Genomic DNA, 25,054 nt, shown 5'->3' with positions numbered 1-25,054 from the left:
ATTACACAATGCCATTGCTACATTCCGCATTTTGCAAAAGTTAAATTTTTATGACATACATAACTTCATGTAATCGTAAATTAATTAACGTAATTGTTTTATTTTTGACAATTCGGCACTTTGGCAACTAGCAGGCAAATTCACTTGATATATTGCAGATATTACCAAGATGTTTTCACTTACTCTCTTAAAGGCGGGTTAAACTCCGTCTTTTTTGCTGTTTGACTATTCGGCATTTTGGCAACTTGTCAAAATTTAGCTATGTTATGTTCATAAAAATTGAAAAGATTAACCGGATTACAACATCAAATACGGCACAAATAACCGTTTTTTAGTTCGTATCCTTGATAATCTTGACAACCTATTTAATTTATTTGTGTAATTTTTCCAGAGTCCAAGGTGTATTACCACTTTCAAGCTATCTCGGCGGGATAATACCCGTCTTTTATTTTGCTTTCAGGCTGTTTTGGATTACTTTTATCTAAATATTTAATTGCTAACGTTTGATATTATGTTACCTGCCTCTGTTAGGAAATTTACAAATTCAAATAGACGTTGCTATAGATTTACGTACTATCAGCTTTCAAATGATTTGAACACATCCTATAGGAAGATGCTGTACTAAAAAATAAAGAGTAAATTGATCCGGGATGTTGTTATGCACTGGATTTATATAGAGGTCTGGTAACCAGCCAAACCTTTTTTCTTATTTGTACATTAAAAATAATTTTGTAAAAGAGGAATGACAGTTTTTGGCTGTAGGGTTGGTAGTCCCACGCTATTTGCTATCCTGCCTTTAACCGCTCTGTATCTAGGGGTATCTATAACGTGCAGAGTGCAACACATTGGCTGATCGATATCCCGATCAGCTATTTTTAGGTTTACGCAATTTTTGGGACATAATTGGACCCAGAACTTGGTTGAGGCTACGCAATTGTTCAGCTGTACCCATGCAGATTAAGGTATCTCCTGGCATTAAAACAGTTTCACCAGTCGGACCACCAATCAAATTCCCATCAGTGCGGCGAATAGCTAAAACTAACGCCCCAGTTTGCGATCGCAATTTGGCTTTTTGTAGGGTTTGTCCAACAAAAGGACAAAAAGCTGGGTCGAGCAAAAATTCTTCCATGTACAATTGGCGGTCTGAACCTGAAAGAATACCATCGACAAAATCCAAAACCTGGGGTCTGAGGGCTGCTGCTGCCATTCTTTTCCCACCAGTAATATAAGGAGAAATCACCGCATCTGCACCACCACGTTGTAATTTTTGTAAAGCTTCTTCTGTACTTGCTCTAGCGATCGCCCGAATTCCTGGATTTAGTGTTTTTGCTGATAAGACTGTATATAAATTTTCTGCGTCTGAAGGCAGTGCCGCTACCAGACAAATCGCTCGCTCTATACCCACTCTTAATAGTGATTCATCTAACGTTGCATCACCAAGGTATACTATATAACCTTCTACTTGCGCTCTTTGCACAGATTCCGGCTCAGAATCAATCACAACAAAAGATACACCTTCTGCCCGAAACTCTTTGGCAATTTGGCGACCTGTGCGACTAAATCCACAAATAATGTAATGTCCTGATAGGGATTCCATTAACCGCCTCTGTTGCCGTAGTCGAATTCCTTCTTGAAAGTAGCCTTGAATTACAGCTTCTGTAAATCTATTGACAATGTAACCGATATTGATCACACCCATCAAAATTAAGGCAATGGTAAACAATCTTCCGCGGTTACCTAAGGGGTGTGTTTCCCCATATCCGACTGTAGCCAAGGTAATTACCGTCATGTAAGCTGCATCTTCCCATGACCAGCCTTCTACCAAGCAGTACCACAAAGTCCCAATTAAGAACACACAGCCAAGAGCGATCGCCCCAGCCATTAGCTCTTTTTGAATACGTTGATATGTTTGCTCAGGCCTTAAATACAAAATTTTTCACCACTGCCACTCGTTTGAGAATATCTGAGGCTTAGCCTTAAAAAAAATGATAGTTGCAGAAAATAGTCGAAATTTTTAATAAATTTCTAGGACACTAGTAGATAACTATACGATCAAAAGATTTTCCGAAGGAGAGGTAGTGAGCAGACAAACTTTAGTTGAAGAAGCCACCATCCCCCCACAGTCAGATACTTTACCATCTAGCCCCTTTGAGCCAAACAGCTTCGATGAAGCTGTTATGTCGACCTATGCCCGGTTTCCTCTAGCCCTAGAACGGGGAGCAGGATGCCGGGTTTGGGATACTCAGGGGCGGGAATATCTGGACTTTGTGGCCGGAATTGCCACTTGTACTTTAGGACATGCCCACCCAGCAATGGTAGAAGCAGTCACACGCCAAATCCAGAAGCTGCATCACGTCTCTAATTTGTACTACATTCCCGAACAAGGTGAATTGGCAAAATGGATCATTCAACATTCCTGTGCCGATCGCGTCTTTTTCTGCAACTCTGGTGCTGAGGCTAACGAAGCGGCAATAAAATTAGCACGGAAATACGCCCATACTGTACTAGAAATTGAACGACCAATTATCTTAACTGCCAATGCTAGTTTCCACGGGCGGACTTTAGCAACGATTACTGCTACCGGACAACCAAAGTATCAAAAATACTTTGATCCCTTGGTTCCTGGTTTTCACTATGTACCTTACAACGATATTGGCGCAGTGGAAGCAGCGATTAGCGAACTAGATGAAGGTGATTACCGTGTCGCCGCAATTTTATTAGAGCCTTTGCAAGGAGAAGGCGGTGTCTGTCCAGGTGATGTTGCTTACTTCCAAAAGCTGCGGCAAATCTGTGATGAAACTGGCGTTTTGCTAATATTCGATGAAGTGCAAGTTGGCATGGGACGCAGTGGTAAGTTATGGGGTTATGAAACTCTCGGCGTTGAGCCGGATATCTTCACCAGTGCCAAAGGGCTGGGTGGTGGTATCCCCATCGGTGCCATGATGAGTAAGAAATTCTGCGATGTGTTCCAGCCTGGGGAACACGCCAGTACCTTTGGTGGCAATCCTTTTGCTTGTGGAGTAGCGCTGGCGGTTTGCCAAACATTAGAGAAAGAAAATATTTTGCAGAATGTACAGCAGCGAGGTGAACAACTGCGAGATGGATTAAGAGCGATCGCGGCCAAATATCCTAATTACATTGCCGATGTTCGGGGATGGGGTTTAATCAACGGATTAGAATTGCCAGCCGATATCCAGCTAACCGCAGCTGATATTGTCAAAGTTGCGATCGCAGAAGGCGTACTGCTTGTACCAGCTGGGCCAAAAGTCGTTCGGTTTGTACCACCACTAATTGTCACAGAGGCAGAAGTCAATACAGCCTTGCAAGCTGTTGACAAAGCCTTAGCTACTGTCACGGTATAAGAAGTCCTGGCGAATAGAATTCGCGGCTATACAAACAAAGTCCGCCTCCGCGGACTTTGGTCAATTAAAGAATTTGAAACCCGCCTGCGCGGGTTTTGTCTGTGTAGACGCGGTTTCTAACCGCCCATTTCTGTAGAAAACGTCTATTCCATACAAACGGCTACTGTTAAATTTAACACTAGTCGTTGATTATCCGATTTCAAAATATTTTTCTTAAAGGCAGTAATAATTTTCTATATTTTTTTGATAAACTCCTATATATCAAGTTTTTAGTGCCACATATATAAAATATTTTTTTAAAGCTAGTAAAAAATTTCTCCAGTTTTTTGATAAGATTCAGTGAAATATAGTGTAATTATTATATGTACTTTTCGGTAGTTACACTTACGTATTTCGGCAATAGGATTTTCTAACTTTGGTAATTAAGTTTGCAGAAAATGAGAATGACTCACCTGGGTACTTCCTTATATCGTATTAATCAAGCGAGGAGAGAAGCAGCCAACAAGTGGCAAGCAACTCGCGAAACTCTTAAAATCCAGGAGATTCCAATCATGTCTAACCAATTGTTTGTTGAAGTAAGCGTTGAAGAACAAGAACTAGTTAGTGGCGGAATTGTTGGTGCGTTAGCACAGCTCGCTACTTTGAAGACATCAGATATCGCAGTCCTCGGACCAGTAGCATCCACTAATACTCCGGCTGGTTCAACTTTCACCTTTGGTGGTGCTTCTAGAACTATAACCTTAGAGTCTTTATCTAGTTTGTTGGCTGGAATTACTGTTTAATTTGAAATAAGCAGAATTCAAGCTTAGACAAAAGCTCATCTTTAGTCCTCTTTATGAGGGCTAAAGATGTGTGAGATAAAATCTGGCATCACTATCACAACTCAAGCGTGACTTTGAGGGTTTACATTTGGTAGCCCAGAGTTAACTTACAGAATGTGTTTTTACGAGTTATTTGATCGTCCCTAACTACTTAGCCATAGGGTGCTTTACCATTTCCAACGCAGAGATTAATCAGACAGGAAAGACCGTGTCTAACGACATAAAACTTCAAAGCCCAGAATTATTTACAGAAATATCTGCACCAGAGCAAGAGGCTGTATCTGGTGGATTGTCGTCTTCCAACTTTGCTTTTTATTTGCAGATGACAAAAATAGTTTCTTTAGCCAATAATAAAATGAATTATTCAGATGGCGGTAATAACATTTCTGTCAGTTCAGATAGTAGCTATACACTCTCACAACTTACCATCGGACTGAACCCGTCTTTCTTCGGCAATAGTAGGAATAGGGGTAGAAATAGCAGTTTGAATAGCTTATTACGTTTTTTATTCGTGTTTATGAATTCCTAGTAATTTCATAGCTGGAATTTATAGCAATCTAATTTAATTCCTGAAGCACTTGTAGAGACAGGGGGCAGAGAAGAAGTAATAAAGGTGTACCTAGCCTCACAAAAATTAAATAAGCCTCATATAGCTAATTTAACTAATTTGAATAATCTGCCAAGAATTTAACAATACTTCTAGGTTTGTAGCGGCCATTCTCTAGAGTTTTTTGTTCATGAAATATCAATTTGTTAAACAGCATAGTGAAGAAGATTGCGGGGCTGCTTGCCTTGCAGCGATCGCTAAATATTATGGACATAATTTTACTCTAAGCCACATCCGGGAAGCTGTAGGTACTGGACAATTTGGCACTACTTTATTAGGGTTGAGGCGAGGAGCAGAAACACTGGGCTTTAATACTCGTCCAGTGAAAACTTCACCCGAACTCCTCGATCGAATGCATGAAGCGCCCTTACCGGCAATTATTCACTGGAAAGGAAATCATTGGGTTGTTTTATACGGTAAGAAAGGCAAAAAATGTTTAATTGCCGATCCGGCTGTAGGTATGCGTCATCTGTCTAAAAAAGATTTAGCAGAGGGTTGGACAGATTGGTTGATGCTTTTACTGGAACCCGATCCGGTGAGGTTTTTTGCCCAAAAGGACGATCAAATTGGTGGCTTTTGGCGCTTCTTTAAACGTGTCTGGAATTATCGTGCAATCCTAGCACAAGCTTTACCTATTAATTTAATCTTGGGCTTGCTGTCTTTAGCTTCCCCATTTTTACTACAAATACTCACAGACGATGTACTAGTTCGAGGTGATACAAATTTACTCACTACTGTGGCTATTTCTGTCGTAGTGATGAATTTTATTTCTAGTAGCCTAGCATTTGTACAATCTAATTTAATTGCTAATTTTGCTCAACGCCTACAATTAGGGCTAGTTATGGAATTTGGGCGGCAAATTCTCCGATTACCTTTAAGTTATTATGAATCTCGTCGCAGTGGAGAAATAGTTAGCCGCCTACAAGATATTGAACAAATTAATCAATTGGTTGCTCAAGTAGTTGTTGGTTTACCTAGCCGATTTTTTATTGCGCTGGTTTCTTTGGGCTTCATGATTTTTTACAGCTGGAAACTGACCGTAGTAGCGTTATTTATTTCCGTAGTGATGACTCTATCTACGATTATATTCCAGCCGACTTTACAGCGAAAAACTCGAGAACTATTAGTCACAGAAGCAGAAACGCAAGGTCTTTTAGTAGAAACATTTAAAGGCGCACTTACTTTAAAAACCACTGCCTCCGCTCCGCAATTTTGGGATGAATTAAAAAGTCGATTTGGTCGTCTTGGTAATCTCACATTTCGCACTATGCAGATTGGGATTATTAATAATACTTTTTCGGGATTTATTTCTGCTATTGGTGCTGTTATTTTGCTCTGGTTTGGCGGTAACTTGGTAATTAACCCCGTTGAACACTTAAGTATTGGGCAACTAATGGCATTTAACTCAATGAATGCCAATTATCTTGGTTTAATTGGTACTGTTATTAGTTTTGTTGAAGAATTTACACGTGCTAAAACCGCCACACAACGCTTAACAGAAGTTATCGATGCTACACCAGAGAATGAAGGCGATGGGAAAAAGCCTTTAGTTTATATTCCAGGTGATGCTGATATTATTTGTAGCAATGTTGGCTTCCATTATGCTGGTCGTCTTGACCTATTAGACAATTTTTCGTTAACAATTCCTGGCGGTCAAGTTGTTGCTCTGATTGGCAAATCTGGTTGTGGTAAAAGTACACTTGCTAAACTAATTGCTGGATTATATCCACTACAATCTGGTAATATCCAAATTGGAATATATCACATACAAGATCTTGCTCTAGATTGTTTGCGTCAACAGGTAGTGCTAATTCCCCAAGATGCTCACTTTTGGAATCGTTCTATTGTAGAAAACTTTCGTTTAGGAACACCACATATTAGCTTTGAGCAGATTGTCAGAGCCTGCCAAATTGCTGGTGCTGATGAGTTTATTAGTAAACTACCTGACAAATATCAGACTATTTTAGGAGAATTTGGCGCAAATATATCTGGAGGACAACGTCAAAGATTGGCGATCGCCCGCGCGATTGTTACAGAACCGCCAGTTTTAATTTTGGATGAATCCACTGGTGGACTTGATCCAGTCAGTGAAGCACAAGTTCTGGAAAAATTGTTTAAGCATCGCCAAGGTAAAACCACAATTTTAATTACTCACCGTCCCAAAGTAATTAATCGAGCTGATTGGGTCGTATTATTGGAAAACGGCAAATTGAAACTTCAAGGATCATTGGAGGATTTGCGAACTAAGCCAGGAGACCATTTAGATTTTTTAATTCCTTAATATTAATTTTTCAGAGGGGAGGGGATATGCTCTATACCCATAATCAGAAAATCCTACCGGAAGTTCAAGAAGATTTTATTCCTCCTGTAAGTGCTTGGACATCCTTAGCAGGAATGTTTCTTGTGGGGACTGTCGGTTCTGCTATTGGCCTCTCTTCATGGGTGAAATACAACGTTACAGTTAAAGCTGCTGCAACTGTCCGTCCTATTGGTGATATTCGATTAGTCCAGCCAAAAATGGAAGGAACTGTTAAAAACATCCTAGTTAAAGAAAATCAGATTGTTAAGCAGGGAGATGTAATCGCTTACCTTGATGTTGAACAATTGCGCATCAAAAAGAGTCAACTACTAGGAAATCTCCAACAAGGTAGATTGCAATTAATTCAAATTGATGCGCAAATCAACTCTTTAGATACTCAAATTATCGCCGAGAAAAGAGTAATAGAGAAAACCGTTTCTTCTGCTCAATCAGATTTAGCACGCAACCAGAGAGACTACGAAGAACGCCAAATTAACTCGCAAAGCGAATTCCAAGCAGCAGCAGCCAATCTACAAAAAGCTTATGCCGATCTGCAAAAAGCTTATGCCGATTTAGACTTTGCTAAATTAGATCGCGATCGCTATGAGCAACTTGCAAGTAGTGGAGCTATTGGTCGGCGTGAATATGAAGAAAAAAAACTAATTGTTGAGCAGATAAAATCAACAATAGAAGGTGAAAAAAGAAGTATTGATATTGCTAAAGCCAAAGTTCAATCAGCCAAAGCTGCGGTCAATCCAACTAAAGCAACAGTGGTTATTGCTCAAGAACGTATTGCCCAAGAAACTGCTAGGGGCGAAGCAACTATTGCTACATTAGAAAAAGAAAAGCAAGCTTTAATGCAACACCGAATTGATATGCAAAATCAATTCAGTCAATCTGTAAAAGAAATTCAACAAATTGAAAATCAATTAAAAAGTAGTATTATTCGTGCCACTAGTGACGGTATTATCCTCAAGCTCAATTTGCGAAATCCGGGGCAAGTGGTACGTATTAGCGAACCTATTGCTGAGATTGTTCCTCAAGATGCACCTCTAGTAATTAAAGCTGTAATTCCTACTGCTGAAATTAAAAATGTTGCAGTTGGACAAAAAGTACAATTGCGTGTTGATGCCTGCGCCTATCCTGATTATGGTACTCTTAAAGGTGTTGTTAATGCTATTTCTCCAGATGTTATAACACCTCAAAGTAACAATACAGGTGCAGCAATAGCAACTACTACTCCCTCTGCTAGTTATTTTGAAGTAAACATCCAACCGGAAAGTATAGCATTTGGAAATAACAATCACCAATGCCACATCCAATCAGGTATGGATGCTAAAGCTGACATTATTTCTAAAGAAGAGACAGCACTGCAATTTATGCTGAGAAAAGCAAGATTAATAACTGATTTGTAAACCTAATTAGTTATTTAAAGTTCAGTAACTTTCTGTTCAATCTAACTTTTTAGGCTTACTAGAGAGCATCTTAATATGAAGCAAAACAACATTAGTTATCAAAATCATGTATCTTTGGGTAATAAGAATGGCACAATTTAACAATTCTCTTGTATTATTTAGACATTTTATTTGGCACAAATATAAGATGTTATTCTTGGTGTTTTGCTCTTATGCTAGTAGTCTAACGACCATAGAGTTATCTTGTGAGCCGGAAATTGTGTACACAAATTACGCTGTTAATTGTCTACACCATGACTCTTGTCTGGTTTTTGTTTCTTTATCATAGAATTCAACAAGCATTGCAGTGGTGGTCTTATAGGCAGTCAGTCAAACTCTTCTTAGAAGCAGAGAAAATTCGGGACGATTTGTTGCAGGATTCGTTTACTATTCGTCGCAATCTAGACATTTTGTCAACAGATAATGTTGATTTATCACTCAATAAAACGCAAGAGTTCCTCCAAAAGATTGATCATTTTCATCAATCTTTGGTGAGTTTAAGCGATCGCTTATTTCCATTTCATCTTCAATATAGTTTGCCTTTAGCCATTGGATGCTTATTAGAACCCTGGGATACATCTAATCCTCACCTATATTTCCATATCGATATGCCACCTGACTGGCACAATGAAACAGCCAAACATAGTCTCATAGTTTTAATAACTGTAGAAGAGTTATTAACAATGATCGTACCAGAGGTTGTAATGCCGATATCAATTCATATATATTTAAAACAGCAGAAGAATCTTAGTAATTTAAACATAGAAATTACTTACCCTGATTTGTCTACATTGATTAATTACTCTACTCTCCCAGAATTACAATATCTTTGCGACAGTTTTTGCTTTTTAACATCAGGTAAATGCTTTCGTCGTACTAAAAACCTCAGGGTGGCTTGGTATTTCCGTTGGTAAAAATAGCTGATAAGCAATTATAGTTGATTCTAATTCTCTATAAGTAAAAATTAACTATTCTAATAATAAATAAGATAGTTCATTAGTATAAAGTTTTATAGATAGTTGGATTTTTAGCCTAAAAAACTTCATATTCTAATAATAGACTTCTCTAATTAAGGTAGGAATTATGAAACAAGCTTTAGTTGAAAAGCAGTTGCTAACAATTCTGGTGATTGATGACCATGAATCAGTTTTAGGTGGCACAGTTGATGTGTTGCGAAAAAAATATCCTGGGGCTGAATTTATCACTGCCATAAATGCTAAGCAGGCTATAGATCAAGTAATGAACTCGCAGCCGGATCTCGTGGTTATGGATCTTTCAATTCCAGAAAATCTTGGATTGATAGCACGTCCTGATACAGGTCTTCAACTTCTCAAAAATTTGATGAAACATTATCCTCATCTAAATATTGTTGTTCAAAGCGCTCATGTAAGAACACTTGTACGCATTAGACCTGATATCGATAGCCATAAAGGCGGCTTTACAGTTGCAGATAAAAGTCTTTCCACTCAGGAAATGTTGACTAGAGTTGATTGGGCATTGCAAGGATTGACTCATACGAAAGACATTAAAAGTATCCATTCTGGATTAGAAGTCAAACCAGAATGGCTCAGAGTGTTGACTCTAGCATTTGAAGAAGGATTACAAGATAAAGCAATTGCTGAAAGAATGTGTATATCTGAACGCATGGTGCGTCATTATTGGAGTAAACTCCAAGACGCTTTAGATGTTTATCCTGAAGAAGGTAAAAATATCCGTATTCAAACGGAAATGCAAGCTAGAGCCGAGGGATTGATTGATTAAGTAGTCATGAGAAACTGCGTGTAGCAAGTGTCCTTCACTCCTTGGGTTGTGGGCAATCTATGAACTAATGACTTCGCTTAGAGGCTTGATGTGAAAGAAGAGGAAAGTGGATATTGCTTGCTCAAAAAACACCACATAGTAAAAAATAAAATTAAGTAATATTACTATATATCCTCACAAGTTCCTTAAGGTTATAACCTATTTTTTAGTTATAGAAACATCTCACACTATTTTGGATTTTGCGAAAAGTTGAGCCAGTACGTTTGACGGGTTCCTCGACTAGAGTAAACTATTCAAGATAGGTTTTGGATTGAAAATCGCTCTCTGTGTCTGGGTTTTATGAATCGCTCTGTCGCCAACATTTTGCAATTTGGCATTAGGTAGAGAAACCTGAAGCTTAACTTTGTTGCTGAAATCTTGGGATGATATAGCTAGTTTTGATTGATACTGACGTTCTCGGACAACTGTACTACATAACTCTAAAAACCATTTAATATCTGACTTTGACAGATTGTTAAGAAAACCCTGTATCTATATTTGGTTATTCTGCCAGTTTGTGCTCGCCTGAGATATTAAGGCTCAGAGCGTGTTCTAAATTGTGCAATGGAGATGCCTACATTAGATATGGTTAGGTGTATAAACTTACAATTGCTTTAATGTCGGTAGCGCAAGGATTTAGAGCATTTTGAGTACAGATAGATGTATAGGGCACTCCAGTTTATACAGGGAATTTGCTTCCAAGCAGTTTGTGCAACACAACCCTAAAGACTAGGAAATCAGCTTATGCAGCCTGGACTTTGGAAAAGAATCACATCAGAACTGGCCATCTGGCGTGTAGGTGTATTACCAGGCATTGTAGTTCTTTGTCTGGTGATTATTGCTCGGCTTACTGGTTCAATGCAATCTTTAGAATGGCTAGTTTTTGATACTTTTCTCCGTCTGCGTCTTGCAGAGAATATAGATGAACGAATTCTGATTGTAGGGATTAACGAAGATGATATCCATCGTGTAGGCTATCCTGTACCAGATAAGGAGATGGCGGAACTACTAAGAAAGTTACAAGCTTACGCGCCTAGAGTTATTGGCCTTGATGTTGTTAGGGATATACCAGTTGAACCTGGACACTCAGAATTGGAAAACATATTTAAGAATAGTAAAAATTTAATTGGTATTGAAAAAGTATTACCTGAGACAGTTAAGCCACCACCAGATTTACCCACTGAACAAGTAGGTTTTGTAGATCAAATTCCGGATGTTGATGGTAAGTTAAGACGCAGTTTATTAAGAATCACAACACATCAAGGATACAAATTCGCCTTGTCCCTACTTTTGGCAGAGGCTTATTTAGCTCCTCAAGGTATTAATTTAGAAAATGGGACTGGCGATCGCGAATTTATCAAAGTCGGTAATACTGAACTACCTCGCATCTTCAATAACTCTGGGGGATATGTGCGAACCGATGCAGGCGGGTTCCAGGTACTATTCAATTTTCGCAGTGGTGGAGAACGATTTAGAACAATTACGCTTGAGGATATCAAAGCAGGGAAAGTCCCACCAGATTGGATACGCGATCGCATTGTGATTGTTGGGATGACTGCTCCTAGTGCTAAAGACTTTACCACGACTTCCGCAATTCCATCTGCCAAATTTGCACCACCAGGCCAAGTTTATGGCGTAGAAATTCATGCCCATGCTGTTAGCCAAATTATCAGTGCAGTATTGAATTCTCGACCACTCTTAAATACTTGGCCAGATGAATGGGAATATATCTGGATTTTCGCTTGGGGTTTTTTAGGAATTGCTCACGCTAGACTAACTAAATTTCCTTTAATCAATATTTTAGCTATTAGTCTTGTTAGCTTTATCCTAATGTTCGTTAGTTGTTTATTCTTAACTTGGGGTTGGTGGATACCAGTCACACCAGCAATAATTATTTATACTTTAAATGCCCTAGGTCTCACAGCTTTCTATCAATATGAACAAGCTTTGCGCTCTGGAATAAATGCTCGACATTCCATGATGGAATTGACATTTGAAACAATTCATAATGGACCGCTGCAAACTCTTGCTAAAGTTTTGAAGTTGGTTCGCGATCATAACTTACCTACAGACAAATTACTGCCAGAAGTTCAAAAAGAACTGGAAAAATTGAATCAGGATCTCCGGGGAATTTATGAATTTTTGCAACGTGAACCTGTAAATCAAGATAGTAGTTTATATCTAGGAAAAGGCCTAGTAATTAATTTACAAGACCCTGTTCATGAAATTCTTTATCAAGTTTACAGCTATACCTTAGAGCGAGACTTTCCCTGCTTTAAAACTCTCAGAGTAAAAATCCGCACATTTGAACCAATAGATGAGCGATATTTAAGTATTGAACATAAGCGAGGACTTTGCCGATTTATAGAAGAAGCTTTATGTAATGTTGGCAAACACGCAACTGGGGTCACACGCTTGGAAGTTACCTGTTCTTTATTTGAAGGCTGGCAGACTCTCAGTATTGTAGATGATGCATTAGCTTTCAACTCATATAGAGAAGGTAGAGGAACACAACAATTTAGAAATTTGGCTCGACAACTTAAAGGGAAATTTCGGCGAGTTGCCCTTTATCCTAGAGGTACTCTTTGTGAGTTATCGTGGCCTGTGCCAAAGTTTTGGATGTCTTAATTATCTAATTTACTGGAAATAGAATTTGTCAATTCTGCTTTTAATTACAATAAATACAATAAGTATTTACTGATTTATGGCTTGGAAAATCAATATTTTGTTTATGAATTATGAAATATTGTATATCTAATGATAGATGTTATTAAAAAATTAAATAATTATTATTTAAACTGAATAGATTACCGATTTTTAAAATAAATTTTGGGTGCATACCACAGATAAATATAATTCAGTTAAGCCCTCTTAACCTTTGAATATCAATGGTTTTTGGCAGATATTAAAATACAAAATTTTATTAACTGAATTGTATTAATACATATTCTGTAAAAATTATTTTGCTTATTTTGCCAGTGCAATGCTGGAGGCAAAAACAATGGTGGCTTACATGAAGTGGCTTTTGCACCAATTTTTTAATATGGAGTTTTTTATAACTTGTGTTTTGATTATGACATTAGGCTTGACTATGGCTAAATTGGCTGGATATCAATCACCACACGAACAAAAACACCCAAGTGGTTATTCAGACTCATCAGGTGTGAGGTAATATCATGTCTGGTTGAACAGTTTTTATTGCGTTCGTCCTTGGTGTTTCCGTAGCGTATCCATATTCAAATGTTGATGCATAGTGGATCAAACTTCTACAGGATGCTGCCCATAGTAAGGTAAAGCTTCAGACCAATGAGGACGCTTGCCTTGTTGCCAGTCTAGATAAGCTAGTTCCAAAATACTTGTTACCGTCATCGCTAACGCAGATTTTGCTTCAATTAGTTGGTAAGTTGTCTGCCAATTCGCTAGAGTTTCCTGCCATGCTTCTGGTGTAAACACAGTATCTGCTAATAAAGCTGTGAGTCCTAAACCATCAGGGCTAGGTTGATAAATTGCACCAAAAACTTGACCACGTTGGGCTGGCATTTGAATAGCGATCGCATCTTTTTTTTGGCCTTTGCCTATTTCTGACCAAGCGACAGCGGCTAAGGTGGAAACCGCAAATACAGGAATCTCTAATTGTTGCCCCAAAGTCCGAGCCAGAACAACCCCAATCCGCGTTCCTGTAAAGCCACCAGGTCCTTTTGCTACCGCCAGGAATGCTAGATCTGACCAAGTTTGTGGCTGGATAAATTCGATTAAGTATTGATGTACAAGACTGGACAAATCGCGCCCTAAATCCCATACTTGAGTGCGAGTGTCACCTGCAAAATTATTAATTGCCAAACCTAATTCAGGCGTTGTGGTGTGCAGTGTCAAACCGTATTGTGTAACTGCAAGTTTTTGTAGTTCAGTAGTCAAAATTAATTCAAATATCTATGAGCTTTCTAACTTTAGAAAAAAGAGTATTTAAAAGTCAATAACTCATAACTATAGGAATACTATCTGATTTGTGAAAATTGCAAAACTTAGATACTCCCGTCAAAGGATGCACTTAGCAAATCAACGCTAAAACTCTTCACTATCCCGAAATCTCGCCTTCACCAGAGAATGGTGCGGCTAATCATACAAAGCCTACCTACGTGGGCTAAAGACATTCAGGCTGCGTAGGCAGGCTTTGTAAAGATAGCCCCAAGCTTCCAGCCTGCGGGCGGTATGTCGGGTAACCACAAAACTATTTGTATCAGCATTGACAGGTCAGGCCTACTATTCAGTAGATGCATCTTCAAAAAAGTCGGGTATATTTGTTTCCAATCCCCCGCCCCGCAACACTTATAATTTATAACGTCACGTTGGCACTAATTCACCTGGACGTAACTTCGCCCACTTACCAGTTTCTTGCTTAAAGCTGAGACAACCAACTACATCCCATTCCATCTCAATGATTTCTCCTTTGGTGCGGATGTTGACATTGATCGAAGGTTCATTAGGGTCAAAATTGGGTGTTTCAGTCAAATGGGGCTGTTGATGCTGCGTTTCTACGGCATTATAGGTTAAACAGCGGTCTACATAGTGGCAGTTCACGCAAATACACATAATAGAACCAACTCCAGGAACCTTTATTGTTAATCTAGCTTAAGGCAAACTAATATTCATTAGTTGCTGGGTTGATTTTTATTACAATGCATCCTTCAGTTTCTTCTACCTTAGCTCCTGAAACTTGGCCCTTTAGTCTGGCATTATTGCCACAACCTGCATATATGGTAGGTGGTGCAGTACGAGATGCCTTTTTGGGTAGAAGTCGTGAATACCTAGATTTAGATTTTGTGATTCCAACGGATGCAGTGAAGGTAGCCAGAGCGATCGCTCAACATTATCAAGCGGGTTTTGTCTTACTCGATCCTCAACGGCAAATTGCCCGTGTAGTCTTTCCCAACGCCACAGTTGATATTGCCCAACAAGAAGGAGCTAGTTTAGAAACCGATTTGCACAGACGAGATTTTACAGTCAATGCGATCGCTTATAATCCCCATACCCAAGAAATCATCGATCCCCTGCAAGGCTTGGCTGACTTACAACAGCGTGTTTTACGCATGATCTCACCTGCCAACTTAGAAGACGATCCTTTACGGTTAATGCGAGCCTATCGCCAAGCAGCCCAACTTGGTTTTACGATTGAGCCAGCTACCCAAGAAATGATTCGTTCTTTAGCACCACACATTACAAAAGTAGCCGCAGAACGAGTCAGAGTAGAAATCAGCTATTTGTTGGCGATTCCTGAAGGTACTTCTGCGATCGCAACTGCTTGGGAAGATGGTGTACTTGCACCTTTCTGGAAAAACGCCACGCCTGAAAGCTTTCAAAAACTAGCCGCAGTTGATACAGCCACCGCCTCTATAGCAAAAAATTGGCAGCCTTTAGGGGTGGAGCTGCAAGATTATATCCGCGATACCGTCAAAATCACTCGCTTAGGTATCGCCAAACTTGCTTGTCTCGTCCACCCCGATCCCGAAGCTGCGGAAATTGAGCTAATGCAACTAACCTACAGCCGTGCTGAAATTCAATCTGTTACCACAGCCTTGAGACTGATCCCCCGGCTAAAAGTAGCAAATATGTCTTTGAGAGAACAATATTTTCTCTTTCAGGAAGCAGGCACTGGATTTAGTACTGCTGTAGCGTTGGCCTTAGCTTGCGATAATCTGGTAGGGGCGATGCCTGGCGATAAACTACTTAACGTTTACGCACCTTTGATCGGCCGCTACCTGAACCCTGATGATCTGGTCGCTCATCCCGCTCCAATCGTGAGTGGGAAGGAAATCATTATAGCATTAAAAGTCCCGCCTTCACCATTAATTGGCAAACTTCTTACAGAAATTGCCATAGCACAAGCTGAAGGTAAAATCTCAACGCCACAAGAGGCGATCGCATTTGCAGGTAGCTTACTTGAAGCCTCTTGAAAGAGTCAATAGTGATTAATGCCCTAGTCTAGGCGTGTAATGTATTATCAGCAGAACTTATTTCACAGTGAACTTATAAGTTTCACCATGACTCAAGTATCTAACTTGACTTTCTAAACCTGCTGCTGTCACTGCTTTCATAAAATCCTCAAGCGGCGACTTAAAAACCGTGTAATCGTTGTAATGAATCGGGATCGCCATATCGGGAGCAATAATTTTGATTGCCTCTACCCCTTGCATAGCATCCATAGTTAGGAGTACACCAAATATCCTTGTTCCTCCTAAGTGTAGTAAAGCTAGATCAATATCAGGATACCTTTGGGGAATTTCTTGCAACTGTTCGTACAAAAGTGTATCGCCAGTAATATAAAGCCGATACTTAGTCTCTGCCTGAGAATTCTGGAATTCCAGCATACTTCCCATAACAGGCGGAAGTAAGGCATTAATAACACCTGGGCCGTGCCTTCCTGGCATAGCGCTAATCTTAAGTAAATTATCGCCCTTGGTAACAGTCAATGTTTCCCAAGTATCAAGCGCCTGCGTTGCCTGAAATCCTTTTTGTTGTAGCTTAGTTGCTGCATGAGGAGTCGTGACAATCGGCAAGTTTTTATCAAGTTTTTGCTCTACTACACGGTCAAAATGATCCTCATGCATATGCGACAGCACAATTAAATCAAGCTGTGGCAACTCTGTTAATTCTATTGCTGGATTCGTTCTACGAGCCGAGCGGATACCATAATGTAGATGTACATGCTCTCCTTTATGCAGAAAGTTCGGGTCGGTGAGAATTGTGAATCCCGCATAGCGCAAAAGCACAGTTGCAGTACCAATAAATAAGATTTCACCACTTGCAAAATCTGGCGTGCTGCTGTCTGTAGGCAGGACAAGTTTTCTAGCTTCGTCCATCACACACTTCTTTATTTAGTGAACACATCTAACATTTCTGTGGGAATAGCTGCAAATTGAATGCAACTAATTCCCTTATGTTTGACTACTAGTTCAGCCTAGTATTTTTGAGCATTCATCATTCTAGAGGCGTATTAAGTAGAAAGCAGAGGGCGCAAAGGGTTAAATGTATTTGAAATCAGCTTTTAGAACTTAGGTTGACAAGCAATTCATCTTTGCTAAAATTGGTTGATAAATACAAAGCTTTTCCTTAATTAAAAACGTGTCACTAGCAATTGCCAGCCAGTTTAGTTTTATGACCACTACTAGCACTACCCGAACTACAAACCAAGGGGGGTCGTAAACTGCTGGCGTAAACAGTGAAGCAATCAACTCACCCCTCAAGGTCATACCTTGAGGGGATTTTAGTGTATATAGACATGATTTGGAAATTATCAACTAGGAAATATTAAGTACATGAGCTATATCAGCAGCTTGGTCATAACTACCACTACAACCACTACTATCACGCCTGGAGGGAGGTGACGTAATTTGTCGTGTACAGATACGGAGACAAAACCCCTCTAGGTAACTCTTAGAGGGGTTTTTCATTGTTGGCTGCTCACCTCATACAACTTTGAATTTTAGATTTTGGATTGGGAATCGCCTTTTATGTCCAGGCTGTGTGAATCCATCTGTTGCAATCACTTTTCAAAGTGGTATCAGGAATTGGCATTTATGCAATTACAAGCAAATTAATCAACAGGAGAATAATTATGTACGACCATCGAGAACTTGCAAAAGTAATGGACTTGTTCCATTTTGAAGAACACAGCCCAGGTATGGTTTTTTGGCATCCTCTGGGTTTGCGGATGTTTCGGGTAATTGAAGACTTCATGCGACAAGTTTACGAAGTTTACGGATTTGAAGAAGTACGTTCGCCCCTAATGTTGAGTCGCGTTCTTTGGGAGAAGTCAGGCCATTGGGAAAAGTTCCGTGAAAATATCTTTGTTGTCGGTAGCTTAGATAAAGATGTAGCAACAGAGGATGCCGATTTAAATCAAGTCAGCGCCGATTATGCTCTAAAGCCTATGTCTTGTCCGGCTCACATTGCCATATACAAATCACATTTACGGAGTTACCGCGATCTGCCAATCCGCATGATGGAGTTTGGTATGGTACATCGTTATGAACCTTCAGGAACGCTATCTGGTTGTATGCGTTTACGTCAGTTTGTGCAAGATGATGCTCATATATTTTGCCAGGAAGCTGACATTCATAATGAGATTCGCAACTTTTTGAGGATGGTAAGTGAGGTTTATCAAGCATTTGGTTATGAGAATTTTCATTTAAAAATTGCTCTCCGTCCAGAAAAGCGTTTAGGTAGCGATGCGCAATGGGATAAAGCAGAAGCTCTACTTATAGAATCCTGCAATGCCTTAGGCTATGCCTACGAACTGTCACCAGGTGAAGGGGCATTTTATGGCCCTAAGATTGAGGTGAGCCTAGAAGACCGACTTGGGCGAGCTTGGCAATGTGGCACGATCCAAATAGATTTTAATCTCCCAGAGATTTTTGACCTTTCCTTTGCTAGCAGCAGTGGTGATTTTGAGCAGCCAGTGATTCTACATCAGGCAGTTTTAGGTTCTATTGAGCGCTGGATTGGTATTCTGCTTGAGAACCAAGGAGGAGCTTTACCTTTGTGGCTTGCGCCTGTACAGGTTGCGGTAGCCTCGATTTCGGAAAAATCTGTAGATTGGGCAGAGGTTGTAGTACAAAGATTGAGAGCTATCGGTATGAGAGTGGAACTGCACAAAAGCGATCGCACGATCTCTAACAAAATTCGCGAACTCTCAGCACGCAAAGTTCCCTTTATCGCCGTTGTTGGCGAACGTGAGGCAGCTAACAGCAGTGTTAATCTTCGCCGTTTCGGTGTTCCTGGTCAAGAAGAAATTGCACTTGTACAGCTTGAGAAAGAGCTTATTGGTAGTCATATCAAGCTTGTTTGATTTGGATGTTGGGAGATGCGATCGCCTCAATGACAACAATTTCTTCGTCTTCTATGGAAAGACGTTGGCAATGAGCGATCGCCCAAATGCTATGGGAGGCTTTATCTAAAGCACCATTGAAAAGTAGACAAATATATACTACAACTGTATTATTAATTTATCCGATTACAAATACTACAGAAATTCGATGAGACACAGATTTTCCTCAGCTTTACATAGTGCGATACATTGCCGACCCAGCAAAGGTTCGAGCAGTGCGATGGCGCTGTTAGCATTTGAAGAAACATATCAGTTTCGCGGCGGGAAATCTGCAATTGTTGGCATTTTTGGAGCGATCGCTGGATGGCTGAATCCAGATCAAATTATCCACAGCGGGAGGTGCAAGTGTTCTCTAGCACCCATATAAGGCAAGAAGTATCAACTACTTAACCCCCGCTCCTGGTAATCAGAGGCGGGGGTTGTTTTTTTGAGGAGTTAATTAAGGTATGCAAGCTCAACCACAAGCTCAGGAACCACAGATATTACAAAATTCGGTGGTAGTCTTCTCTAAGAACTACCTACCACTAGCACGCGTCAACATTAAACGCGCTGTTGTTCTATTAGTTACAGGTCAAGCAGAGTCGTTGGAGTTCAGCAGCACAAGGCTTTGGGAAGTTCGTTCACCCAGCATCGTACTACAAGTTCCCGAACACATTCGTCTAACTGTTGGCAATCCCGAACGTCATTGGAAAGTACCACCTGTAAACCGACGTGAAGTACTCAAGCGTGATAACCATACCTGCCAATACTGCGGTAGCACCAAACGTCTCACCCTCGATCACGTAATTCCTCGTTCCAAAGGTGGACAGCATACCTGGGACAACGTTGTAACCGCTTGTGAAAAGTGCAACTCAACCAAGAGCGATCGCCTTCCACATGAAGCAGGAATGGTACTCAAAACCAAACCCAAAGCGCCAATCCACCCAGCGGTTGCATTTGCCGAACAGTTCTGGAACGCACAACGCCTAACTGAGAATGAGTAATTCACTCCCTTAAACCCAGCCAGAGAGGGCAATGAGCGCGATTCAATAACACCGCCCTCTCATTTCTAAAAAAAATTTGTAGTATGCCCTTGACACTTTTGTAGTATTTATGTAGTATATATGTAGTGAAGCAAAAGAGCCTCTGCAAAAGGCACAGCGCTAACACCTCTGAACCATGAAAACTGAATAATTGCCACCCAACGTGGGGGTGTAGCTTAGTCTGGTTTAAAGCAGTCGCCTGTCGAGCGAAAGAACGTGGGTTCAAATCCCATCATCCCCGTGTAGCCTTGTGGACGAATAGAAAAGTCGCTCTGATTCTCAGTCAGAGAGAAGCGGGTGCAACTCCCGTCGAGGCTTCCAAAAATGTCCGAGTAGCCAAGTGGAAAGGCGTTGGTCTGCAAAATCAATCATCGTGGGTTCAATTCCCACCTCGGACTCCAAACGTTGCAGTGTAACCTAACGGTAGGGTACTCGGCTCATAACCGAGGATATGTGGGTTCAACTCCCACCGCTGCGACCAATGCACAGATGGTGTAACGGCAGCACCAGGGTCTCCAAAACCTTTGGTCAGGGTTCAAATCCTTGTCTGTGCGTTCTATCGCGTGCCCCAACATAAGAAGCTTACAAACTGGTCATCTGATTTTCCCAATCAGAGTAGGTTCGACTCCTACAGCCTCCACCAAACCAGGGGGCTGAAAAAACAGCTTCTCAAACTTGTATGTGGTAGAAATTTCAGCTTGGTGCCGTAGGCAAATTGGTAAAGCCACCTGTCTTTCAAGCAGGAGATTGCGGGTTCAATCCCCGTCGGCACTGCTGACTTGAGTTGGGATGGCAGAGAGCAGGAAGACTGGTCTCTCCATTCCTTTATTTCACCCAGAAATCTCAAGTAATTACTCAAATATATATGGGTCGGCTCGCCTACTGGTGTGGGCAACGGTCTGTAAAACCGCCGCGTTTGCGTTGCTGGTTCAATTCCAGCCCGACCCATCATGGAGAGATTGTTATTGGCAGGGCAAGCTGTTTGCTAAACAGTCGTGGATGCAAGTCCACTGTGGGTTCAACTCCCTCTCTCTCCGCCTTATGAGAACGTGGTGTAACTGGATAACATCTCAGATTACGAACCTGAAGAGTGGGGGTTCAAGTCCCTCCGTTCTCGCCTTATCCCCTGGTAGCTCAGTTGGTAGTAGCGCCTGTCTGAAGAACAGGAGGTCATCCGTTCAATCCGGATCTGGGGGACTGGCACATTGCCCCATAGCTCAATGGCAGAGCAAGCGGCTGTTAACCGCGAGGTTGTAGGTTCAAATCCTACTGGGGCAGCCATTCATTGCCGAGTGGACGACTTGGAAAGTCGCTGTGACTCTGAATCACGGAGATGTTGGTTCGACCCCAACCTCGGCAGCCAATTATTGCCCTGTAGTGTAACTGGCAACATCCCTCGCTTTGAACGAGGAGACTCCAGGTTCAAACCCTGGCAGGGCAGCCAAATTATGCTCCTGTAGCCCAATTGGAAGAGGCGATCGCGCCAGAAGCGATGTGTTGCTCTTTCAAATCCTGTCAGGAGTACCAGATATCGGGATGTAATTCAGTGGTCTAGAAGCCTTGTTTTGGGGACAAGGAGTCGTAGGTTCAAATCCTACCATCCCGACCATTTGCCCCTGTGACGTAATTGGAAACCGTCGCTCGTTTAGACCGAGTGTTTTGCAGGTTCGACTCCTGTCAGGGGTACTGATACTCCCGTGGCGAAATTGGTAAACGCTTCCGTTTGAGGGACGGAATTTTTGCAGGTTCGATTCCTGTCGGGAGTACCAAATTGGGTCGTTGCCAGAGCGGGTAAATAACGGCCTTGTGTATGGGGTATTGGCATAGCGGCAAGTGCATCGGATTTTTAATCCGACTCAGACAGGTTCGACTCCTGTATACCCCATAAATTTACTAAAATGAGGAAAATTATGTAGCTGCCATAAATTTCAAGGTAGACGTATTAAGAATAAATAAAGTAACGTATGATATGATACGGAGGTATGAGAAGAAATGACATCCTAAAAAAAGAAGCACAAATTAGGCAATGGATTGACGAGCATCGTTCTAAAGCTTTTATTTGTCGTCAATTAAATTGCAAACCTCTTACTTTAGACTTTTATCTAGCTAAATTGAACATTGTCTATAAAGGAAATCAAGGTGGAAAAGGACGCAAATCAAATAGGCTAAAGCCAGCAAGTGATTACTGTTACAAAGGGTCAACCATTCAGACCCATAGTTTGAAACTCAAGCTGATTAGGGATGGTCTCAAAGTTCCAAAGTGCGAGTCTTGTTACGCCAACGCTTGGCTTGATGGCACTATTCCTTTAGAACTCCATCATATCAATGGCGATCGACATGACAATAGATTAGAAAATCTCCTGCTATTATGTCCTAACTGTCACGCTTTGACGGATAACCATGCAGGCAAGGCTCACAAAGATTTAGAGCGAAAGTTAAAATCGTCAGAATCAATAAATGAGACTGAGGCTAACGAGCGTGTCATCAGCGTTTTGGTGTTTGATAGTGCAGAAAGTCGCGATCGTTGGCACAAAATACCACTAGTACTAAGACAACTTATTAACAATGGAAATGGTATTTATAGTTGTCAATTTGCACACGGAACTTGCTTGTACTGTGGCAAGCTACTAACTAACCCAGATCAAGATACTTACTGTTCTCAGCAATGCTCTAAATTAGCATGTAGACGAACTGTAAGACCTTCTAAAGAAGAACTAAAAAAAATGATTTGGACTAAACCAACTTCTCAAATAGCAAAAGATTTTGGTGTGAGCGATAAGGCGGTGGAAAAATGGTGTAAAGCTTACGGTATTGAAAAACCGCCTAGAGGTTATTGGGCGAAAAAACAACATTCCAAGCTTTAGATGTGATTGATATTTTTTGATTTTTGCCCCTGTAGCCCAATTGGTACGAGGCGCTTTATTTAAAATAAAGAGGATGCTGGTTCAAATCCAGTCAGGGGTATGGCTGAGATGGAGCGGGTAGTCGCCCAAAAGAGCGACTACAATTTCTACTCTCAGATCCACAAATGCTGGTGTAGCTCAATCTGGCAGAGCAACTGACTTGTAATTAGTAGGTTGCAGGTACCCTTCGGGAAGCCGCTTCGCGTCTACAATTCCTGTTACCAGCTTAATGCGATCGTGGTGTAAAGGCAGCATCAGAGTCTTCCAAACTCACGGTACGAGTTCGAGTCTCGTCGATCGCTCTGAACCGTATAGGTTCTTCAATGCGGGTGTGATGTAGTGGCTAGCATCTGAGTGCGCCACACTCAGCGCATGGGTTCGAGTCCCATCACTCGCTCTCGTAGCCCTGTAACTCAGTGGGGAGAGTGCCTCTCTTACAAAGAGGAAGTCGCAGGTACCCTTCGGGAAGCCGCTCCGCGTCTACAATTCCTGTCAGGGCTACCAATTTATGGGAGTGTCGCCTAATGGATGGGCATCGATCTTCTAAATCTACCGATGTAGGTTCAAGTCCTACCACTCCTGCCAAATGGGACCATAGCTCAACTGGCTAGAGCATCCGCCTTGCAAGCGGAAGGTTAGGGGTTCAAATCCCCTTGGCTCCACTGTGGTGTCTGAAGCCAAAGTGGTCGCGGCGCTGGTTTGTGGAACCAGTCATTAGGGAGTTCAAGCCTCCTCAGACACCCCTGAATGGAAGATGCCGCTGAATGGTCGGCAACCGGTCTTGAAAACCGGGGTAGGGTAATACCTAGGGGTTCGATTCCTCCATCTTCCGCCTTCCACCAGAAGCCGAAAAGTGAGGCGCTGTGCTGATAACACAGATACAGGAGGGGCAGTACCTCCCTGGTGGATTACTCAACTGCGATCGCTTTCACAAAGTTTTTGGTAAAGTCTGTTTAACCGGATAAATTTCACAGACTCTGATTTAGAAGCTTAGCCTTGCAGCTAGAGTGCAGGGTTTACCGCCTATTCAGCTAAAATCTATCCAGTGAGAGCGCGAGGCCAACGAGATTGGACGACAATTATCAAACTTACTTGAATCGGGTAGCACGAATGATGCTACCAGAAGCTTACAGATCCCAAGTCCAGCATATTCAGGAGTCTTCTAAATTTCAGCCAGATTCTGGGTTGAGGCAAGCAGTACCATTTCCCGGCTACTCGCTAATTACTCCACCTGCGGTAGAAGCAACAGAAAACTCTGGTTTCTACGCCCAGTTACAAAGTTATCAACAACAATTGTTGCAGTTGTCTGCCAACAGTGATTTGATTGTGCCTGTACCAGATACTAGCTTTCATTTGACGTTAGCAGACTTGATTTGGGATAGTGCTTACCGTGACGCCTGCGAGAAAAACCCCGAATTTGAACTGCAATTACGTTCTTGCTTGGCGGAAATATTTCAGGACTATCAAAAAGCGATCGCAACCGATAATCAACCTATATATTGGCAAGTGCTGGGATTGATAGTCATGCCAAGAGCTATAGGAGTTTGTTTAGTACCGCAGGATGAAAGTTCCTACGAACAGGTGATTAAATTTCGCCGCACTGTTTATCAAAATCCCCAACTAATGGCTTTGGGTATTGAACAACATTATCACTTCACTGCCCATATTACATTAGGCTATTTTGGAGAGATTTCACCCGAACTAGATCGTACAAGCTTTAGCACCATGCTCTCTGATTTAAATCAACAATGGCTATTAAACTCACCAGGATTTTTGGTAGATCGTGTTGAACTGAGAAAATTTGACGACATGACACGCTATTACCGCCAACCAGACTGGCCGAGTTTAGTCATTAGTTAATAGTCATTAGTCAATTGTCAATAGTCATTAGTCATGAGATTC

The 25,054-nt window shown here is 41.2% G+C and carries 19 protein-coding genes and 26 tRNA genes; 41 read left to right on the top strand and 4 right to left on the bottom strand.

The features are described 5' to 3' along the window. Nucleotides 1–865: 865 nt before the first annotated feature. On the bottom strand, nucleotides 866–1,930 hold the full coding sequence (locus tag BV372_RS04955) for a TrkA family potassium uptake protein (protein ID WP_306298948.1): 1,065 nt from the start codon (nucleotides 1,928–1,930) through the stop codon (nucleotides 866–868). A gap of 148 nt (nucleotides 1,931–2,078) precedes the next feature. Between BV372_RS04955 and BV372_RS04950 the strand changes: the two genes are divergently transcribed. From BV372_RS04950 to BV372_RS04920, 8 genes are all read left to right on the top strand, one after another. Then, nucleotides 2,079–3,362: an aspartate aminotransferase family protein gene (locus BV372_RS04950; protein WP_086684053.1), complete on the top strand. Its 1,284-nt coding sequence runs from the start codon at nucleotides 2,079–2,081 to the stop codon at nucleotides 3,360–3,362. 443 nt (nucleotides 3,363–3,805) lie between these two features. After that, nucleotides 3,806–4,144 carry a CTB family bacteriocin gene (locus BV372_RS04945; RefSeq protein ID WP_086684050.1) on the top strand — a complete coding sequence of 113 codons (339 nt, stop codon included), beginning with the start codon at nucleotides 3,806–3,808 and terminating at the stop codon, nucleotides 4,142–4,144. A gap of 247 nt (nucleotides 4,145–4,391) precedes the next feature. After that, nucleotides 4,392–4,712, top strand: coding sequence for a hypothetical protein (locus tag BV372_RS35010; RefSeq protein ID WP_143844970.1), 321 nt, complete (start codon nucleotides 4,392–4,394; stop codon nucleotides 4,710–4,712). A 208-nt stretch (nucleotides 4,713–4,920) separates the two neighbouring features. Then, a complete protein-coding gene (locus BV372_RS04940) occupies nucleotides 4,921–7,071 on the top strand; it encodes a peptidase domain-containing ABC transporter (protein ID WP_086684047.1) in 2,151 nt (716 codons plus the stop codon). Nucleotides 7,072–7,097: 26 nt separating this feature from the next. Then, nucleotides 7,098–8,504, top strand: coding sequence for an HlyD family efflux transporter periplasmic adaptor subunit (locus BV372_RS04935; protein WP_086684044.1), 1,407 nt, complete (start codon nucleotides 7,098–7,100; stop codon nucleotides 8,502–8,504). A gap of 245 nt (nucleotides 8,505–8,749) precedes the next feature. Continuing rightward, on the top strand, nucleotides 8,750–9,457 hold the full coding sequence (locus tag BV372_RS04930; protein WP_373270742.1) for a hypothetical protein: 708 nt from the start codon (nucleotides 8,750–8,752) through the stop codon (nucleotides 9,455–9,457). Between the two features lie 169 nt (nucleotides 9,458–9,626). Further along, nucleotides 9,627–10,304, top strand: coding sequence for a response regulator transcription factor (locus BV372_RS04925; RefSeq protein ID WP_086684038.1), 678 nt, complete (start codon nucleotides 9,627–9,629; stop codon nucleotides 10,302–10,304). 783 nt (nucleotides 10,305–11,087) lie between these two features. Next, nucleotides 11,088–12,971 carry a CHASE2 domain-containing protein gene (locus BV372_RS04920; RefSeq protein ID WP_086684035.1) on the top strand — a complete coding sequence of 628 codons (1,884 nt, stop codon included), beginning with the start codon at nucleotides 11,088–11,090 and terminating at the stop codon, nucleotides 12,969–12,971. Between the two features lie 630 nt (nucleotides 12,972–13,601). On the opposite strand, the gene tsaB is transcribed toward BV372_RS04920, so the two are convergent. Further along, nucleotides 13,602–14,258, bottom strand: a complete 657-nt coding sequence (gene tsaB / locus BV372_RS04910) for a tRNA (adenosine(37)-N6)-threonylcarbamoyltransferase complex dimerization subunit type 1 TsaB (protein WP_086684029.1) — start codon at nucleotides 14,256–14,258, stop codon at nucleotides 13,602–13,604. A gap of 426 nt (nucleotides 14,259–14,684) precedes the next feature. Next, nucleotides 14,685–14,933, bottom strand: coding sequence for a Ycf34 family protein (locus BV372_RS04905; RefSeq protein ID WP_086684026.1), 249 nt, complete (start codon nucleotides 14,931–14,933; stop codon nucleotides 14,685–14,687). Between the two features lie 86 nt (nucleotides 14,934–15,019). Between BV372_RS04905 and BV372_RS04900 the strand changes: the two genes are divergently transcribed. Continuing rightward, complete coding sequence (locus tag BV372_RS04900; RefSeq protein WP_086684023.1) at nucleotides 15,020–16,294, top strand: CCA tRNA nucleotidyltransferase; 1,275 nt, start codon at nucleotides 15,020–15,022, stop codon at nucleotides 16,292–16,294. A 57-nt stretch (nucleotides 16,295–16,351) separates the two neighbouring features. Here the strand turns inward: BV372_RS04900 and BV372_RS04895 are convergent, their stop codons facing one another. Continuing rightward, nucleotides 16,352–17,200: an MBL fold metallo-hydrolase gene (locus BV372_RS04895; protein WP_086684020.1), complete on the bottom strand. Its 849-nt coding sequence runs from the start codon at nucleotides 17,198–17,200 to the stop codon at nucleotides 16,352–16,354. A gap of 695 nt (nucleotides 17,201–17,895) precedes the next feature. Between BV372_RS04895 and thrS the strand changes: the two genes are divergently transcribed. The 32 genes from thrS (at nucleotide 17,896) to BV372_RS04770 (ending at nucleotide 25,012) form a co-directional block, all read left to right on the top strand. After that, the gene (gene thrS / locus BV372_RS04885; protein WP_256973084.1) at nucleotides 17,896–19,188 is read left to right on the top strand and encodes a threonine--tRNA ligase; all 1,293 of its coding nucleotides are present in this window, start codon (nucleotides 17,896–17,898) and stop codon (nucleotides 19,186–19,188) included. Continuing rightward, nucleotides 19,163–19,297, top strand: a complete 135-nt coding sequence (locus BV372_RS37405) for a hypothetical protein (RefSeq protein WP_256973083.1) — start codon at nucleotides 19,163–19,165, stop codon at nucleotides 19,295–19,297. The genes thrS and BV372_RS37405 overlap by 26 nt, the downstream gene beginning before the upstream one ends. A gap of 78 nt (nucleotides 19,298–19,375) precedes the next feature. Further along, nucleotides 19,376–19,594, top strand: coding sequence for a hypothetical protein (locus BV372_RS35990; RefSeq protein ID WP_179197980.1), 219 nt, complete (start codon nucleotides 19,376–19,378; stop codon nucleotides 19,592–19,594). A 79-nt stretch (nucleotides 19,595–19,673) separates the two neighbouring features. Then, on the top strand, nucleotides 19,674–20,210 hold the full coding sequence (locus BV372_RS04880; RefSeq protein WP_086684011.1) for an HNH endonuclease: 537 nt from the start codon (nucleotides 19,674–19,676) through the stop codon (nucleotides 20,208–20,210). 204 nt (nucleotides 20,211–20,414) lie between these two features. Next, nucleotides 20,415–20,490, top strand: a tRNA-Asp gene (locus BV372_RS04875). 3 nt (nucleotides 20,491–20,493) lie between these two features. Continuing rightward, a tRNA-Glu gene (locus BV372_RS35985) sits at nucleotides 20,494–20,570 on the top strand. Nucleotides 20,571–20,575: 5 nt separating this feature from the next. After that, nucleotides 20,576–20,650 (top strand) — tRNA-Cys (locus BV372_RS04870). Between the two features lie 5 nt (nucleotides 20,651–20,655). Then, a tRNA-Ile gene (locus BV372_RS04865) sits at nucleotides 20,656–20,730 on the top strand. Between the two features lie 2 nt (nucleotides 20,731–20,732). Next, a tRNA-Trp gene (locus BV372_RS04860) sits at nucleotides 20,733–20,803 on the top strand. 146 nt (nucleotides 20,804–20,949) lie between these two features. Further along, nucleotides 20,950–21,023, top strand: a tRNA-Glu gene (locus BV372_RS04855). Nucleotides 21,024–21,116: 93 nt separating this feature from the next. After that, a tRNA-Tyr gene (locus BV372_RS04850) sits at nucleotides 21,117–21,197 on the top strand. A gap of 4 nt (nucleotides 21,198–21,201) precedes the next feature. Then, nucleotides 21,202–21,286: transfer RNA gene (locus BV372_RS35980), tRNA-Ser, on the top strand. A gap of 6 nt (nucleotides 21,287–21,292) precedes the next feature. Further along, nucleotides 21,293–21,366 (top strand) — tRNA-Arg (locus tag BV372_RS04845). Nucleotides 21,367–21,372: 6 nt separating this feature from the next. Continuing rightward, nucleotides 21,373–21,446, top strand: a tRNA-Phe gene (locus BV372_RS04840). Nucleotides 21,447–21,455: 9 nt separating this feature from the next. After that, nucleotides 21,456–21,530, top strand: a tRNA-Asn gene (locus BV372_RS04835). Between the two features lie 5 nt (nucleotides 21,531–21,535). Next, nucleotides 21,536–21,612 (top strand) — tRNA-Gln (locus BV372_RS04830). 5 nt (nucleotides 21,613–21,617) lie between these two features. Then, nucleotides 21,618–21,693, top strand: a tRNA-Gln gene (locus tag BV372_RS04825). Nucleotides 21,694–21,699: 6 nt separating this feature from the next. After that, a tRNA-Leu gene (locus BV372_RS04820) sits at nucleotides 21,700–21,776 on the top strand. Nucleotides 21,777–21,781: 5 nt separating this feature from the next. Continuing rightward, a tRNA-Pro gene (locus tag BV372_RS04815) sits at nucleotides 21,782–21,858 on the top strand. Between the two features lie 3 nt (nucleotides 21,859–21,861). Next, nucleotides 21,862–21,935 (top strand) — tRNA-Leu (locus tag BV372_RS04810). A 5-nt stretch (nucleotides 21,936–21,940) separates the two neighbouring features. Beyond that, a tRNA-Leu gene (locus tag BV372_RS04805) sits at nucleotides 21,941–22,018 on the top strand. A gap of 43 nt (nucleotides 22,019–22,061) precedes the next feature. Then, a tRNA-Lys gene (locus tag BV372_RS04800) sits at nucleotides 22,062–22,134 on the top strand. Nucleotides 22,135–22,231: 97 nt separating this feature from the next. Beyond that, nucleotides 22,232–23,113, top strand: coding sequence for an HNH endonuclease signature motif containing protein (locus tag BV372_RS37400; protein WP_256973082.1), 882 nt, complete (start codon nucleotides 22,232–22,234; stop codon nucleotides 23,111–23,113). Nucleotides 23,114–23,138: 25 nt separating this feature from the next. Then, nucleotides 23,139–23,213, top strand: a tRNA-Leu gene (locus tag BV372_RS04790). Nucleotides 23,214–23,279: 66 nt separating this feature from the next. Then, a tRNA-Thr gene (locus tag BV372_RS35970) sits at nucleotides 23,280–23,379 on the top strand. A gap of 4 nt (nucleotides 23,380–23,383) precedes the next feature. Continuing rightward, a tRNA-Gly gene (locus tag BV372_RS04785) sits at nucleotides 23,384–23,454 on the top strand. Between the two features lie 23 nt (nucleotides 23,455–23,477). Next, nucleotides 23,478–23,549: transfer RNA gene (locus BV372_RS35965), tRNA-Gly, on the top strand. Between the two features lie 5 nt (nucleotides 23,550–23,554). Then, nucleotides 23,555–23,656 (top strand) — tRNA-Val (locus BV372_RS35960). Nucleotides 23,657–23,662: 6 nt separating this feature from the next. Continuing rightward, nucleotides 23,663–23,737 (top strand) — tRNA-Arg (locus tag BV372_RS04780). Between the two features lie 3 nt (nucleotides 23,738–23,740). Beyond that, nucleotides 23,741–23,814, top strand: a tRNA-Ala gene (locus BV372_RS04775). Nucleotides 23,815–23,901: 87 nt separating this feature from the next. After that, a tRNA-OTHER gene (locus tag BV372_RS35955) sits at nucleotides 23,902–23,984 on the top strand. 236 nt (nucleotides 23,985–24,220) lie between these two features. Beyond that, nucleotides 24,221–25,012: a DUF1868 domain-containing protein gene (locus BV372_RS04770; protein ID WP_179197979.1), complete on the top strand. Its 792-nt coding sequence runs from the start codon at nucleotides 24,221–24,223 to the stop codon at nucleotides 25,010–25,012. Nucleotides 25,013–25,054: the final 42 nt, after the last annotated feature.

Source organism: Nostoc sp. T09 (assembly GCF_002154695.1).
GTDB lineage: Bacteria > Cyanobacteriota > Cyanobacteriia > Cyanobacteriales > Nostocaceae > Aulosira.
This window is presented reverse-complemented; position numbering and strand designations above follow the sequence as displayed.

Bases quoted from the DNA above. Each gene is read 5' to 3' on its own strand.
- BV372_RS04945 (WP_086684050.1), top strand. From the start codon at position 3,806: ATGACTCACCTGGGTACTTCCTTATATCGTATTAATCAAGCGAGGAGA.
- BV372_RS04940 (WP_086684047.1), top strand. From the start codon at position 4,921: ATGAAATATCAATTTGTTAAACAGCATAGTGAAGAAGATTGCGGGGCT.
- BV372_RS04935 (WP_086684044.1), top strand. From the start codon at position 7,098: ATGCTCTATACCCATAATCAGAAAATCCTACCGGAAGTTCAAGAAGAT.
- BV372_RS04925 (WP_086684038.1), top strand. From the start codon at position 9,627: ATGAAACAAGCTTTAGTTGAAAAGCAGTTGCTAACAATTCTGGTGATT.
- BV372_RS04920 (WP_086684035.1), top strand. From the start codon at position 11,088: ATGCAGCCTGGACTTTGGAAAAGAATCACATCAGAACTGGCCATCTGG.
- BV372_RS04905 (WP_086684026.1), bottom strand. From the start codon at position 14,933: ATGTGTATTTGCGTGAACTGCCACTATGTAGACCGCTGTTTAACCTAT.
- BV372_RS04900 (WP_086684023.1), top strand. From the start codon at position 15,020: ATGCATCCTTCAGTTTCTTCTACCTTAGCTCCTGAAACTTGGCCCTTT.
- BV372_RS04895 (WP_086684020.1), bottom strand. From the start codon at position 17,200: ATGGACGAAGCTAGAAAACTTGTCCTGCCTACAGACAGCAGCACGCCA.
- BV372_RS35990 (WP_179197980.1), top strand. From the start codon at position 19,376: ATGAGACACAGATTTTCCTCAGCTTTACATAGTGCGATACATTGCCGA.
- BV372_RS04880 (WP_086684011.1), top strand. From the start codon at position 19,674: ATGCAAGCTCAACCACAAGCTCAGGAACCACAGATATTACAAAATTCG.
- BV372_RS37400 (WP_256973082.1), top strand. From the start codon at position 22,232: ATGAGAAGAAATGACATCCTAAAAAAAGAAGCACAAATTAGGCAATGG.